This window comes from Streptomyces sp. NPDC031340, assembly GCF_055569945.1.
Genome location: NZ_JBVIIE010000102.1, coordinates 1 through 15,781 on the forward strand (window position 1 = coordinate 1; position 15,781 = coordinate 15,781).

The window sequence follows — 15,781 nt, forward strand, 5'->3', positions numbered from 1 at the left end:
ACGCCGGTGCTGCGCAAGGGCCGTGCGGAGCCGGAGGCGTTCGTGACGGCGTTGGCGGAGGCGTGGACGCGGGGTCTGCCCGTGGAATGGGACCGCCTGTTCCCGGCCACCGGCATCCGGCATGTCGACCTGCCCACCTACCCCTTCCAGCACCAGCGCTACTGGCTCGAAGCCACTCCCGCGTCCTCCGGCCCCGCCACCGCCCAGGACGCCGTGGACGCGCAGTTCTGGGAGGCCGTCGAGCGGGAGGACCTGGAGGCTCTCACGGGCACCCTGCGCCTGCCCGACGAGCAGCCGCTCCGTGCGGTGCTGCCGGCGCTCGCCGACTGGCGGCGGGACCGGCGTGAGCAGTCCACGCTCGACTCCTGGCGGTACCGGATCGAGTGGAAGGCGGCGCCCGCGGCTGGCGTTCCGCGACTCACCGGACGCTGGCTGATCGTCGTACCGGAAGGGGTCGAGGCCGCCGAGGCGCTCGCCGTGCAGGCGGCCGAGGCGCTTGCCGCGCACGGCGCGGAGACCACCGAACTACGCCTCGACGCCACCGGCGCCGACCGTGCGGCCTGGGCCGAGCGGCTCTCCTCCACGATGTCGGAGGACCCGGCCGGAACGCTCTCGCTGCTCCCGCTCGACGCTCGCCCGCACCGCGCGCACCCAGCGGTCAGCGCGGCCGTCGCCGCGACCGCCGCCCTCGCGCAGGCGCTCGGCGATGCGGGCATCGGTGCCCCGTTGTGGAACCTGACCTGCGGCGGCGTCTCCACCGGCCACGGCGACCCGGCTGCCGACACGACCGGCACCCAGGCACAGGCATGGGCGCTCGGGCGGGTCGCCGCGCTTGAGTACCCGGACCGGTGGGGCGGCCTCGTCGACGTGCCCGCGGAGATCGACGAGCGGGCCGGTGCACGGCTCGCCGCCGTCCTCGGACCGCAGGCAGCCGAGGAACGCGAGGACCAAGTGGCCGTACGGGCCTCAGGGACGCTGGTGCGGCGGCTGCGCCGGGCGCCCGTGCCCGCCGACCGGGCCCGCACCCAATGGCGGCCCGACGGCGCGGGCACCGTTCTGATCACCGGCGGCACCGGTGCCCTCGGCAGCCGACTCGCCCGCTGGCTGGCCGGGAACGGCGCCCGGCACCTGCTGCTGACCAGCAGGCGCGGCCCGGACGCACCGGGTGCCGCCGAACTTGTCGAGGAATTACGGCAGTCGGGGGCCGACGCCCGAGCGGTCGCCTGTGACGTCGGCGACCGTGAGCAACTCGCCGCGCTGCTCGCCTCCGTACCCGCCGAACGGCCGCTCACCGCGGTCGTGCACGCGGCCGGTGTGTCCGACAGCGCGTTCCTGGACGACGTCACGGCCGAACACCTGGCCCAGGTGCTGCGGCCCAAGGCGGTCGCGGCCGACCTGATCGACGAGCTGACTCGTCAACTCGGCCTGGACCTGCGGGCCTTCGTGCTGTTCGCGTCCAGCGCCGGAATGTGGGGCAGCGGCGGCCAGGCCGCGTACGCCGCGGCCAACGCCCACCTCGACGCACTCGCCGAACGCCGGCGGGCCGACGGGCTCGCCGGCACCGCGGTCGCCTGGGGGCCCTGGGCCGAGGCCGGCATGGCCGCCTCCGAGGACGTCGACGAGCACCTGCGCCGCCGCGGCGTCATCGGCATCGCGCCGGACACCGCCATCGCCGCCCTGCAACAGGCCCTCGACCTCGACGAGACCTGCGTCGGTGTCGCCGACGTCGACTGGTCGCTGTTCGCCCCCAGCTACACGGCCCTGCGGCACAGCGCGCTGATCAGCGAACTGCCCGAAGTGCAGGAAGTTTTGGCGGACGACGCGCCCGAACGGAGCACGGCCGCCACCGAGTCGGCCTCCGCGCTGCGCCGCCGCCTCGCCGCCACCCCGGCCGCCGAACAGGAACACCTCCTGATCGAGGTGGTCCGCGAACACGCCGCCGCCGTCCTCGGCCACCGCGGCACCGACGCCGTACAGGCGGCACGGCCCTTCAAGGACCTCGGCTTCGATTCGCTCACCGCCGTGGAACTGCGCAACCGGATCGCCGCCGAGACCGGCCTGAGGCTCTCCGCGACCCTCCTCTTCGACCACCCCAACCCGGCCGCCCTCGCCAAGGACCTGCGCACCCGGCTGCTCGACGGCGAGGTCGAAACCGACACCTCGGTCCTCGCCGACCTCGACCGCATCGACGCCGCGCTCACCCGGCTCGGCCCCGACGACGCCACCCGTCACCGCATCGCGGGACGCCTCCAGGTGCTGCTCTCCAAGTGGGGCACCGAAAGCGGCCGCGAGCCCGCCGCGGGCGACAGCCACCACGAACTGGCCGATGCCTCGGCGGACGAGATCTTCGCGCTCATCCATGACGAGCTCGGCAAGTCGTAGACGTGCCGGAACGCCACCCAAGGAGCCCCAGCGCCATGGACCGCCACAGCAAGACGGAGCACATCCAGACGGAGCACAGCCGGACGGACAACGAACAGAAGCTGCTCGACCACCTGCGGTGGGTGACGGCCGAACTCAAGCAGGCCCGGCAGCGGCTGCGCGAGGTCGAGGCCGTCGAGCCGGAGCCGGTCGCCGTCGTCGCCATGGCCTGCCGCTACCCCGGTGGCGTGCGCGGCCCCGAGGACCTGTGGCAGCTCGTACGGGACGGCCGCGACGCCGTCACCGGCTTCCCCACCGACCGCGGCTGGGACCTCGACGCCCTCTACGACCCCGACCCCGACCGGCTCGGCACCAGCTATGTGCGCGAGGGCGGATTCGTGCACGACGCGGGCGACTTCGACGCCGAGTTCTTCGGCATCTCGCCCCGCGAGGCGCTCGCCATGGACCCGCAGCAACGGCTCCTCCTCGAAACCACCTGGGAAGCCTTCGAACGCGCCGGACTCGATCCCGCCGGCCTCACCGGCAGCCGCACCGGCGTGTTCGTCGGCACCACCTACGCCGGCTACGGCAATGCCCGCCCCGACACCCCCAGCGCGGACGGGAACGTCGAAGGCCACCTGATGACCGGCATCGCCACCGCCGTCGCCTCCGGCCGCATCGCGTACACCTTCGGCCTGGAAGGCCCCGCCCTCTCGGTCGACACCATGTGCTCCTCGTCCCTCGTCGCGCTCCACCTCGCGGTGCAGTCCCTGCGCCGCGGCGAATGCACCCTCGCGCTGGCGGGCGGCGCGCAGATCATGGCGACACCGGACGTGTACGTCGAGTTCAGCCGACAGCGCGGACTGGCGCCCGACGGCCGCTGCAAGCCGTTCGCCGCCGCCGCCGACGGCACCGGCTGGTCCGAGGGCGCCGGCGTCCTCCTCCTGGAGAAGCTCTCCGACGCCCGCCGCAACGGCCACCAGGTCCTCGCCGTGATCCGCGGCTCCGCCGTCAACCAGGACGGCGCCTCCAACGGCCTCACCGCGCCCAACGGCCCCTCCCAGATCCGCGTCATCGAGGCCGCCCTCGCCGACGCCCGCCTCGCCCCCCACCAGGTCGACCTCGTCGAGGCACACGGCACCGGCACCACCCTCGGCGACCCCATCGAAGCCCAGGCCCTGCTCGCCACCTACGGACAGAACCGCGCCGAGGGCCGCCCGCTGCACCTCGGCTCCGTCAAGTCGAACATCGGCCACGCGGCCGCCGCGGCCGGCGTCGCCGGAATGATCAAGGCCGTCATGGCGGTACGCGAAGGGGTGCTGCCGCGGACCCTGCACATCGACGCACCGACGCCCGAGGTCGACTGGTCGGCCGGCGCGGTGGAACTCCTCACCGAGGAACACCCCTGGCCCACCGCCGACGGCCCCCGCACCGCCGCCGTCTCCTCGTTCGGCGCCAGCGGCACGAACGCCCACGTCATCGTGCAGGCCGCCCCGCCCGCCCCCGAAGCGCAGCCGCAACCGGAGCAGGCCGCCCCCCTCCTGGGCGACACCCCGGCCCCCTGGATCCTCTCCGGCCGCGGCACGAAAGGCCTGCGGGCCCAGGCCGTCCGGTTGCGTGATTTCGCCGGGCGGCGGGTGGAGGTGGCCTCTGGTGCGGTGGCGCGGGCGTTGGTGGGGACGCGGGCGGCGTTGGAGCAGCGGGGTGTGGTGGTGGCGGGGGACCGGGAGGGGTTCCTGGCCGGGTTGTCGGCGTTGGTGGAGGGCCGGCCGGGGGTGGTGACGGGGTCGGTGCTGAAGGGTGCGGGCCGTCCGGTGTTCGTGTTCCCGGGTCAGGGGTCGCAGTGGGCGGGGATGGCGGTGGAGTTGTACGGGGCTTCGCCGGTGTTCGCCGGGCGGCTGGATGAGTGCGGGCGGGCGTTGCAGCCTTACGTGGACTGGTCGCTGCTGGATGTGCTGCGGGGTGTCGAGGGTGCGCCCGGTTTTGATCGGGTGGATGTGGTGCAGCCCGTGTTGTGGGCGGTGATGGTGTCGCTGGCCGAGTTGTGGCGGTCGGTGGGCGTTGAGCCGGCTGCGGTGGTGGGTCACTCGCAGGGGGAGATCGCTGCGGCAGCCGTTGCCGGTGTGCTGAGTCTGGAGGATGCGGCGAAGGTGTCCGCTCTTCGTGCTCGTGCGCTGATCGCTCTGGCGGGCAAGGGCGGGATGGTGTCGGTGGCGGACACCGCCGATGCCGTACGGGAGCGGATCACAGCCTGGGGCGACCGACTGGCCCTCGCCTCCGTCAACGGGCCGCAGTCCACCGTCGTCTCCGGCGAACCCGAGGCGCTGGACGAGTTGATGGCCGCCTGTGAGGCCGACGGCGTTCGCGCCCGGCGGATCAACGTCGACTACGCCTCGCATTCCTCCCAGGTCGAGTCGATCCGTGACGAGGTGCTGACCCTGCTGGACGGCATCCGGCCGCGCACCGCCGAGATCCCGTTCTTCTCCACCGTCACCGGCGCCTTCGTCGACGGCCCGGAACTGGACGCGGAGTACTGGTACACCAACCTGCGCACCACCGTCCGTTTCCAGGACGCCGTAGAGGGCTTGTTGCCGCGCGGGCACGGTCTGTTCGTCGAGTCCAGCGCCCACCCGGTGCTGACGATCGGCGTGCAGGAGAGCATCGACGCCTTCGGGACGGCCGCGGTGACCCTGGGCACCCTGCGCCGTGACGAGGGCGGCCCGCAGCGCTTCCTCACCTCCCTCGCCGAGGCCTGGGTCCACGGAGCGCAGGTCGACTGGCGGGTAGTGCAGGGGCGTACACCCGGTGAATCCGGAGTCGACCTGCCCACCTACGCCTTCCAGCGCGACCGTTACTGGCTGCAGCCTGCCGGAGCCGACGCCGCTCCCAGCGCTCCCGTCGTCGACGCGGTCGAGGCCGGGTTCTGGGACGCGGTCGAGGGCGGGGACGTCGCCTCGCTCGCCGGGACGCTGGGACTCGGTGACACCGGACATCTCGAGCGAGTGCTGCCCGCGCTCGCCGAGTGGCGGCGCGGGCGGCGTGAGCGGACCGAACTGGACGGGCTGCGCTACCGCGTCGAGTGGAAGCACCGGCCCGATCCGACCCCGGTGGCGCTCTCCGGCACCTGGCTGCTCGCCGTGCCGCAGGACGGGCACGAGGAGACGGCGGCGGCCTGCGCCGAGGCGCTGACCGCTCACGGGGCCCGGGTACGACGGCTCGTCCTCGACCCCGCACGGGCCGCGCGCGGAGCCTGGGCCGAGCAGGTGGCGGCCGAAGAGGCGTCTGGTGAGGGGCCGTTGGCCGGGGTGCTCTCGCTGCTGGCCCTCGACGAGGGGCCGCACGCCGAGCAGCCGGCGGTGCCCGCAGGCCTGGCCGGCACCCTCGCTCTGGTCCAGGCCCTGAACGACGCCGGCGTCGACGCTCCCCTGTGGGCCGCGACCCGGGGTGCCGTCGCGGCCGGGCCGGAGGACGCGCCGCACAGCGCCGTGCAGGCGCAGGTGTGGGGCCTCGGCCTGGTCGCCGCGCTGGAACACCCCCAGAGCTGGGGCGGCCTGGTGGATCTGCCGGGCGAGCTGGACGAGCCCGCCCGGACACGTCTCGCCGGTCTGCTGGGCGCTTCCGACGGGGAGGACCAGGTCGCGCTGCGCACCACCGGGTCGTACGTCCGCAGGCTGGCCCGCGCACCGCTGCCGGACGGCGAGCGCGCACGGCCCTGGCAACCTGACGGCACCGTCCTCGTCACAGGCGCCGTCGGCCCGCTGGGGGCCGCGGCGGCCCGGCAGCTCGCCGCCCAAGGCGCCCGGCGCCTGCTGTTCACCGTGCCCGCCGGCGCGGACCTCACGCAGTTCAAGGGCCTGGTCGGGGAGCTGACGGCCGACGGCGTCACCGTGGCCGTCGTGGAGTGGGACGGCATCGGCACCGCCGCGCTCGCGGCCGCCGTGGCGCGCGAGGAGGCGGCCGGGGCGCCGGTCCGCACCGTCGTGCACACCGACACCCACCTCGAACTGGCGCCGGTCGCCGCCACCACCGTCGACCAGCTCGCCGCCACCCTCGCCGCGCGGGTCGAACCGGCCCGCGCCCTGGACGAGGTGTTCGGCGGGGACGGCCGGGAGCTCGACGCGTTCGTGCTGTTCTCCTCCGTCACCGGGTCCTGGGGCGGTGGCGAGCACGCCGCGTTCGCCGCGGCCGCCGCGTACCTCGACGCCCTCGCCCAGCGGCGCCGGGCCCGCGGGCTGCCCGCGACCTCCGTCGCTTGGGGCGTGTGGGACCTGTTCGACGCGGACACCCATCCCGAGGAGGCCGCCGAACTGCAGCGGCGCTCCGTGCGCCGCGGACTGCCGCTGCTCGCGGCGGACACCGCAGGCCGCGCCCTGCGCGCCGTACTCGACCACGACCAGACGGCCGTCGCGGTCGCCGACGTCGACTGGGACCGGTTCCTGCCGCTGTTCACCTCCTCCCGCGCCGCCCGTCTCGTGGAGGACATCCCGGAGGTGCGCCGCCTGCGCGGTGCCGCCCGCGCCGACGCCAATGAGAGTGCCGCGGGCGGGGCCGTGGAGGAGCTGCGGCAGAAACTCGCCGAACTCTCCGCGACCGAGCAGGACCGCATGCTCGCCGACCTGGTGTGCGAGCACGCCGCCGCCGTCCTCGGCCACACGTCGGCCGCCGCCGTCGACGCCGAACGCCCCTTCAAGGATCTCGGCTTCGACTCCCTGACCGCCGTGGGACTGCGCAACGGCCTCGGCGCGGCCACCGGCCTGACCCTGCCCGCCACGGTCGTCTTCGACTACCCGACCCCCGACGCCCTCGCCGGCTACCTCCGCGAGCACCTCCTCGGCGACGCCGCACAGACGGAGGCCACCGCGGCCACCGTGCTCAGCGGACTCGACCGCATCGAGACGGACCTGCTGTCGCTCGCCCTCGGCCAGGACGAACGCAGGGACCTCACCCGGCGCCTGGAGTCCCTGCTCGCCCGGTGGAAGGAGGCACAGGCCACCGAGGACGGCGAGTCCGTCGGCGAACAGCTCGACGCCGCCTCCGACGACGAGATCTTCGCCTTCATCCACCGCGAGTTCGGCAGACCCGAATGACCGGGGAGAGACCGGGCCGGGGCGTCGTCCGGCGCCCCGCCGGCCACCCCGTACGTCCAGCCCGCCCGTGCACCGCGCCCCACCTCAACCAGAGAGGCCCGAGAGGTCCCCATGGCGACTGAAGACAAGCTCCGCGAATACCTCAAGTGGGTCACCACCGATCTGCACGAGACGCGTCGGCGCCTGCGCGAGGTCGAGGACGCCGGGCGCGAACCGATCGCCATCGTCGGCATGGCCTGCCGCTTCCCCGGCGGTGTCGCCTCGCCCGAGGACCTGTGGCGCCTGGTCACCGAGGGCGGCGACGCCATCGGCGACTTCCCCACCGACCGCGGCTGGGACATCGACGCCCTCTACGACCCCGACCCGGAACGCTCCGGCCGCACCTATGTGCGCGAGGGCGGCTTCCTCTACGACGCCGGCCACTTCGACCCCTCCGCGTTCGGCATCTCGCCGCGCGAGGCGCTCGCCATGGACCCGCAGCAGCGGCTCGTCCTGGAGACCGCCTGGGAGGCCCTGGAGCGCGCCGGCATCGACCCGCTGTCCGTCAAGGGCAGCCGCACCGGCACTTTCATCGGCTGCTACAACCTCGACTACTGCTGGTCGCTGCCCGAGATCCCCGAAGGTTACGAGGGCCATCTGACCACCGGCAGCGCCGCCAGCGTCGTCTCCGGCCGCATCGCGTACACCTTCGGTCTCGAAGGCCCCGCCGTCTCCGTCGACACCGCCTGCTCCTCCGGACTGGTCGCGCTCCACATGGCCGCCCAGTCGCTCCGCCGCGACGAGTGCGGCATGGCGCTCGTCGGCGGCGTCACCGTCATGTCGACCCCGCTGGAGTTCATCGGCTACAGCGAGCAGCGCGGCATGGCCGCCGACGGCCGCTGCAAGGCCTTCTCCGCCGGCGCCGACGGCATGGCCCTCGCCGAGGGCGCGGGCATCCTCCTCGTCGAACGGCTCTCCGACGCCGTCCGCAACGGCCACCCTGTCCTCGCCGTCGTCCGCGGCTCCGCCACCAACCAGGACGGCGCCTCCAACGGTCTCACCGCCCCCAACGGCCCCTCCCAGCAGCGCGTCATCAAGCAGGCCATCGCCGACGCCCGTCTCTCCACGCAGGACGTCGACGTCGTCGAGGCGCACGGCACCGGGACCGCCCTCGGCGACCCCATCGAGGCCCACGCCCTGCTCGCCACCTACGGCCGCAACCGGCCCGGCGACCGGCCCCTGTGGCTCGGCTCCGTGAAGTCCAACATCGGGCACACCCAGGCCGCTTCGGGCATCGCCGGCGTCATGAAGATGGTCATGGCCCTCCACCACGGCGTCCTGCCCCGGACCCTCCACGTCACCGAACCGTCCCCCCACATCGACTGGAGCTCCGGCACCGTCGAACTCCTCACCGACGAACGCCCCTGGCCCGATGTCGACCGCCCCCGCCGTGCCGCCGTCTCGTCCTTCGGTATCAGCGGCACCAACGCGCACGTCATCCTCGAACAGCACTTCCCCGAGGACACCGCTTCAGCGGACGCCGCGCCCGAGGACGCCGTTCCCGCGGACACCGCTCCGGAGGAGAAGCCCCCCGCCACGGAACCCGCCGTCGGCGGCGGCCTCATCCCCTGGCCGGTCTCGGCCCGCACCCCGGACGCCCTCCGAGGACAGGCGGTCCGGTTGCGTGATTTCGCCGGGCGGCGGGTGGAGGTGGCGTCTGGTGCGGTGGCGCGGGCGTTGGTGGGGACGCGGGCGGCGTTGGAGCAGCGGGGTGTGGTGGTGGCGGGGGACCGGGAGGGGTTCCTGGCCGGGTTGTCGGCGTTGGTGGAGGGCCGGCCGGGGGTGGTGACGGGGTCGGTGCTGAAGGGTGCGGGCCGTCCGGTGTTCGTGTTCCCGGGTCAGGGGTCGCAGTGGGCGGGGATGGCGGTGGAGTTGTACGGGGCTTCGCCGGTGTTCGCCGGGCGGCTGGAGGAGTGCGCACAGGCTCTCGCCGAGTTGGTGGACTGGTCGCTGCTGGATGTGCTGCGGGGTGTCGAGGGTGCGCCCGGTTTTGACCGGGTGGATGTGGTGCAGCCCGCGTTGTGGGCGGTGATGGTGTCGCTGGCGGAGTTGTGGCGGTCGGTGGGCGTGGAGCCGGCTGCGGTGGTCGGTCACTCGCAGGGCGAGATCGCTGCGGCGGCCGTGTCCGGTGTGCTGAGTTTGGAGGATGCGGCGAAGGTGTCCGCGTTGCGGGCTCGTGCGTTGATCGCTCTGGCGGGTAAGGGCGGGATGGTGTCGGTGGCGGACACCGCCGATGCCGTGCGGGAGCGGATCGCGTCCTTCGGTGACCGGTTGGCTCTGGCTTCGGTCAACGGTCCGCAGTCCACGGTGGTTTCGGGTGATCCGGAGGCGCTGGACGAGTTGATGGCCGCCTGTGAGGCGGATGGTGTCCGTGCCCGGCGTATCAACGTGGATTACGCCTCGCATTCCTCCCAGGTGGAGTCGATCCGTGACGAGGTGATCGGCCTGCTGGACGGCATTCAGCCGCGCACCGCCGAGATCCCGTTCTTCTCCACCGTCACCGGTGATTTCGTCGACGGTCCGGAGTTGGACGCGGGGTACTGGTACACCAATCTGCGCACCACGGTTCGTTTCCAGGAAGCCGTCGAGGGCCTGTTGCAGCGCGGCCACGGTCTGTTCGTCGAGTCCAGTGCGCACCCGGTGCTGACGATCGGGGTGCAGGAGAGCATCGACGCCTCCGAGGCCGCCGCCGTCACCCTGGGCACCCTGCGTCGCGACGAGGGCGGCCCGCAGCGCTTCCTGACCTCCCTCGCCGAGGCCTGGGTCCACGGCGCCCCGGTCGACTGGCAGGCCCTGCTCCCCGGGCAAGATGCCGCACGGGTGGACCTGCCCACCTACGCCTTCCAGCGCGAGCGCTACTGGCTGGACATCGCCGTCACCGGCGCCGGTGACGTCACCGCGGCCGGGCTGGTCGCTGCGGAGCACCCTCTGCTGGGGGCCGCGGTGCGGCTCGCGGAGGGGGATCAGGTGGTGCTCACCGGGCGGCTGTCGCTCCAGAGCCACCCGTGGCTCGCCGACCACGCCGTGGGCGGGACCGTGCTGCTGCCGGGCGCCGCGTTCGTCGAACTCGCCGTACGGGCCGGGGACGAGACCGGGTGCACCACGCTCGACGAACTCACCCTGGAGGCGCCGCTGGTGCTGCCCGCCGAGGGCGGTGTCCGGCTGCAGACCGTCGTCGGGGCCGCCGAGGCGGACGGGCGGCGGCCGGTGGCGCTGTACTCGCTGCCCGAGGACGCCGCCGAAGACGCCCCCGGAGGCGCCCCCTGGACCCGGCACGCGACCGGTCTGCTCGGTGCGGCGCCCCGGCCCGAGCCCCGGTTCGAGGCGTCCGTGTGGCCGCCGCCGGGCGCCGAGCCGGTCGGCCTGGAGGGGTTCTACGAGGCACTGGCCGCGACCGGATACACGTACGGCCCCGCATTCCGCGGCCTGACCGGCGCCTGGCGGGACGGCGACGAACTGTACGCGGAGGTCGTGCTCGACCCCGCGCACCACGACGAGGCCGCCCGCTTCGGGCTGCACCCCGCGCTCCTGGACGCCGCACTGCACGCGGGCCTGGCGGCGCGCGGCGAGGATGACGGCGTACGGCTGCCGTTCTCGTGGAACGACGTCACCCTGTACGCGGTCGGCGCCACCGCGCTGCGCGCCCGCATCACCCCGGCAGGGGACGGCGCCCGCCTGGAACTGTCCGACGCGCAGGGCCGTCCCGTGGCGAGCGTCGGCTCCCTGGTGTCCCGGCCCGTGGACGCGGCCCGGCTCGACGACGACACCCGCCGCGTCCAGGAGAGCCTGTTCCGGCTGGAGTGGAGCGCCGCCGCGCCGGTCGAGGCGGCCGCCCCGCACGACTGGTTCGTGCTCGGAACCGATCGGCTGGGCGTGCTCGACGCGTTCCAGGGCCTCGGCGTGTTCCCGCAGGTCTTCGACGACGCGACCGCTCTTGGTGAGGCCCTGGCCGCGGGACTGCCCGCACCGTCCGTGGTGGTCCTGCCGCTCGGCGGTGAGCCGGGCGCCGCCGCCGACCCCGCCGACCCCGCCGGCGCCGCACGCACGGCCACGGCGGAGACACTGACAGCCCTTCAGCAATGGTTCGCACGACCGGAGTTGGCGAGTGTGCGGCTCGTGGTCGTGACCCGGGGCGCGGTCGCCACCCGCACCGGGGAGGACGTCACCGACCTGCCGTACGCCGCCGCCCGCGGCCTCGTCCGCTCGGCCCAGGCCGAACAGCCGGGCCGGATCGTCCTCATCGACCTTGAGGCGACCGATGACGCAGCTGACGACGCAGCCGACGACGCGGCCGATGACGCAGCCGACGACGCGGCCGGGCGGCTGCCCGCTGCGGTGGCCGCGGCGCTTGCCGCCGACGAACCGCAGGCAGCCGTGCGCGACGGTGACGTCCTGGTGCCGCGCCTCACCCGCGGTCACACCTCCGGCGGCCCGCTCGCGCCGCCGCCCGGCGCAGCCGCCTGGCAGCTCACCGCGGGCTCCGGCGGCACCCTGGACGGCCTGGCCCTGACGCCCGCCGCCGAACGCCCGCTCGCGGAAGGCGAGATACGGGTGGCCGTGCGCGCGGCCGGCCTCAACTTCCGCGACATCCTGATCGCGCTCGGCGTGTACCCGGGCGACGCCGCGATGGGCAACGAGGGCGCCGGCGTCGTCACCGAGGTCGGCCCCGGCGTCGACGGCCTGAAGGCCGGCGACCGGGTGATGGGCCCCTTCCCGGGCTCCTTCGGACCGCGGACGGTCACCGACCGGCGTCTGGTGGTCCGCGTCCCGGACGGCTGGGACTTCGAACGGGCCGCGTCCGTGCCGACCGCGTTCCTGACCGCGTACTACGGTCTGGTCGACCTGGCCGGGCTGCGGGCGGGGGAGCGGGTGCTGGTGCACGCGGCCGCGGGCGGTGTGGGCATGGCGGCGGTGCGGATCGCCCGGCATCTGGGTGCCGAGGTGTTCGGCACGGCGAGCGAGGGCAAGTGGGACACGCTGCGCGAACTCGGCCTGGACGACGACCACATCGCCTCCTCCCGCGACACCTCCTTCGCCGAGAAGTTCCCCGCGATGGACGTCGTCCTGAACTCGCTGTCCGGTGACCTCGTCGACGCTTCCCTGAGCCTGCTCGGCGAGGGCGGCCGGTTCATCGAGATGGGCAAGACCGACGTGCGCGACCCGCAGCACGTCGCCGCCGCGCACCCGGGCGTCGGCTACCGGGCCTTCGACCTGGCGGAAGCCGGGCCCGACCGGTCCGCCGAGATCCTCGCCGCGCTGGTACGCCACTTCGAGGCGGGCGAGCTCACCCCGTTGCCGGTGCGGGCGTGGGATGTCCGGCGGGCTCCGGAGGCGTTCAGGTTCATGAGCCAGGCCAGGCACACCGGCAAGCTCGTGCTGACCGTCCTGCAGGGCTGGGACCCGGAGGGCACGGTGTTGATCACGGGCGGTACCGGCACGCTGGGCGCGCTGCTGGCCCGGCATCTGGTGGCCGTGCACGGGGTGCGGCATCTGCTGCTGACCAGCAGGCGGGGCGCGGACGCGCCGGGTGCCGCCGAACTCGTACGGGAGTTGGAGGAGTCGGGGGCAAAGGTGGTGGTGGCCGCCTGTGATGTCGCGGACCGTGGGGAGTTGGCCGCGCTGCTGGCGACGATTCCCGCCGGGCGGCCGTTGACCGGTGTGGTCCACACCGCCGGTGTTCTGGACGACGGTGTCCTCGGTTCCCTGGACGTCGCGCGCGTCGACCATGTCATGCGGCCCAAGACGGACGCGGCCTGGCACCTGCACGAGCTCACCCAGGGCCTCGACCTGACCGCGTTCGTGCTGTACTCCTCCGCCGCCGGTGTCCTCGGCGGCCCGGGACAGGGCAACTACGCGGCCGCCAACGCCTTCCTCGACGCGCTCGCCCACCACCGCGCCGCCCATGGCCTGCCCGCCACCTCACTCGCCTGGGGCCTGTGGGGCGAGGCCAGCGGCATGACCGGGCACCTGTCCGAGGACGACGTCCAGCGCATGGCACGCTCCGGCATGGCGGCGTTCCCCGCCGCCGACGGACTCGCCCTGTTCGACGCCGGCCACGCCGCGGGGTCGGCCCTGCTGCTGCCCGTGCGCCTGGACCCGGCGGCCCTGCGCGCCATGGCCGCCACCGGGGCCGTGCCCGCCCTGGCGCGCGGCCTGGTCCGCGCCCCGGCACGGCGCACCGCGGACGGCGCCGACGGCGCGGGCGGCTCCGCCCTCGCCGCCCGGCTCGCCGGACTCACCCCCGACGACCGGCACCGCACACTCCTGGACCTGGTGCGCACCCACGCCGCCGCCGTCCTCGGACACGGCGGAACCGATGCCGTCGGCGCCGAGAAGGCGTTCAAGGACCTCGGCTTCGACTCGCTCACCGCCGTCGAACTGCGTAACCGGCTCGGCGCCGCCACCGGCCTCCGGCTGCCCGCCACCGTCGTCTTCGACCACCCCACCCCGGCCGCCCTCGCCCGGCTGCTGCGCACCGAACTCCTCGGCGACGCCACCCAGGACACCCCGCGACAGGACACCGCACCCGTCGCGCCCCCCGCCGACGACCCCGTCGTCATCGTCGGCATGGCCTGCCGCTTCCCCGACGGCGCCGACTCGCCCGAGGCGCTCTGGCGGCTGGTCAGCGAAGGCCGTGACGCCATCGGGCCGTTCCCCGCCGACCGCGGCTGGGACCTCGACCGCCTCTACGACCCGGAGCCCGGCCTGCCCGGCCGCACCTACGTGCGCGAAGGCGGATTCCTGCACGACGCGGGGCTGTTCGACCCCGAACTGTTCGGGATCTCGCCCCGTGAGGCCCTCGCCATGGACCCCCAGCAGCGGCTCGTCCTCGAAGGCGCCTGGGAGGCCTTCGAACGCGCCGGTATCGACCCGGCCGCCGTCAAGGGCAGCCGTACCGGCGTCTACGTCGGCGCCGTCCCCTCCGGATACGCCACCGAACTGCGGGAGATCCCCGACGGCGTCGAGGGCTACTTCGGCACCGGCCTGTCCAACAGCGTCATCTCCGGCCGCGTCGCCTACACCTTCGGCCTGGAGGGCCCCGCCGTCACCGTCGACACCGCCTGCTCCTCCTCCCTCGTCGCCCTGCACCTCGCGACCCGCGCACTGCGGCAGGGCGAGTGCACCCTCGCCCTCGCGGGCGGCGTCGCCGTCATGGCGACCCCCGCCGAGTTCCTGGAATTCGGCCGGCAGCGCGCCCTCGCCGCCGACGGCCGCTGCAAGGCCTTCGCGGACGCCGCCGACGGCACCTCCTTCTCCGAGGGCCTCGGCATGCTCCTGCTGGAACGGCTCTCCGACGCCCGCCGCAACGGCCACCGCGTCCTCGCCGTCGTCCGCGGCTCCGCCACCAACCAGGACGGCGCCTCCAATGGCCTCACCGCCCCCAACGGACCCTCCCAGCAGCGCGTCATCCGCGCCGCCCTCGCCGACGCCCGGCTCTCCGCGCGGGATGTCGACGCCGTAGAGGCGCACGGCACCGGCACCCGCCTCGGCGACCCCATCGAGGCGCACGCCCTGCTCGCCACCTACGGGCGGGGACGCCCCGCCGACCGGCCCCTGTGGCTCGGCTCCCTGAAGTCGAACATCGGCCACACCCAGGCCGTCTCCGGCGTCGCCGGCGTCATCAAATCCGTCCTCGCGCTGCGCCACGGCGTCCTGCCCCGGACCCTGCACGTCGACGCCCCGTCCCCGCACATCGAGTGGGACAGCGGGGACGTCCGCCTCCTCACCGATGGCCGGACCTGGCCGGACACCGGGCAACCGCGCCGCATCGGCGTCTCCTCCTTCGGCATCAGCGGCACCAACGCCCACGTCATCCTGGAGCAGCCGCCCGCCGCACCCGAAACCGCCGACGACCGCGCCCCCGGCGACACCGGCCGGCCCGCCGTCGCCGGCGTCCTCGCGGCCACCGTGCCCTGGGTGCTCTCCGGCCGGAACCCGGACGCCCTGCGCGACCAGGCCCGCCGCCTGCACGACCACCTGGCCGCCGACCTCGACCTGCCCCTCTCCGACGTCGCCCTGACCCTCGCCACCACCCGCTCCCACCTCGAACACCGCGCAGCCGTCGTCCTCGACAGCCGCGAGACCGCGCTGGCGGGCCTCGCGGCCCTCGCCGAGGACCGCACCGCCGACCACGTGACCAGCGGTGTCGCCGACCACGGAGCCGCCGACACCGGCGGGAAGGTGGTGTTCGTGTTCCCGGGTCAGGGGTCGCAGTGGGTGGGGATGGGTTTGGGGTTGTTGGATGCGTCGCCGGTGTTCGCGGCCGGGTTCGCGGAGGCGGCTGCGGCGGTGGA

General features: G+C 74.3%; 3 protein-coding genes. All 3 read left to right on the top strand.

All coding sequences use genetic code 11. The features are described from left to right. Positions 1-2,382: SDR family NAD(P)-dependent oxidoreductase (locus ACZ5GT_RS40035; protein WP_469036684.1), on the top strand; the 2,382-nt coding region annotated here is incomplete at its 5' end. Positions 2,383-2,417: 35 nt separating this feature from the next. After that, complete coding sequence (locus ACZ5GT_RS40040; protein WP_469036687.1) at positions 2,418-7,448, top strand: type I polyketide synthase; 5,031 nt, start codon at positions 2,418-2,420, stop codon at positions 7,446-7,448. Between the two features lie 111 nt (positions 7,449-7,559). Then, positions 7,560-15,781 (top strand): SDR family NAD(P)-dependent oxidoreductase (locus ACZ5GT_RS40045; RefSeq protein ID WP_469036691.1); only part of this gene is annotated, 8,222 nt, incomplete at its 3' end.

What these genes read in the sequence shown, in the direction of transcription:
- ACZ5GT_RS40040 (WP_469036687.1), top strand. Translation starts at nt 2,418, where the DNA reads ATGGACCGCCACAGCAAGACGGAGCACATCCAGACGGAGCACAGCCGG.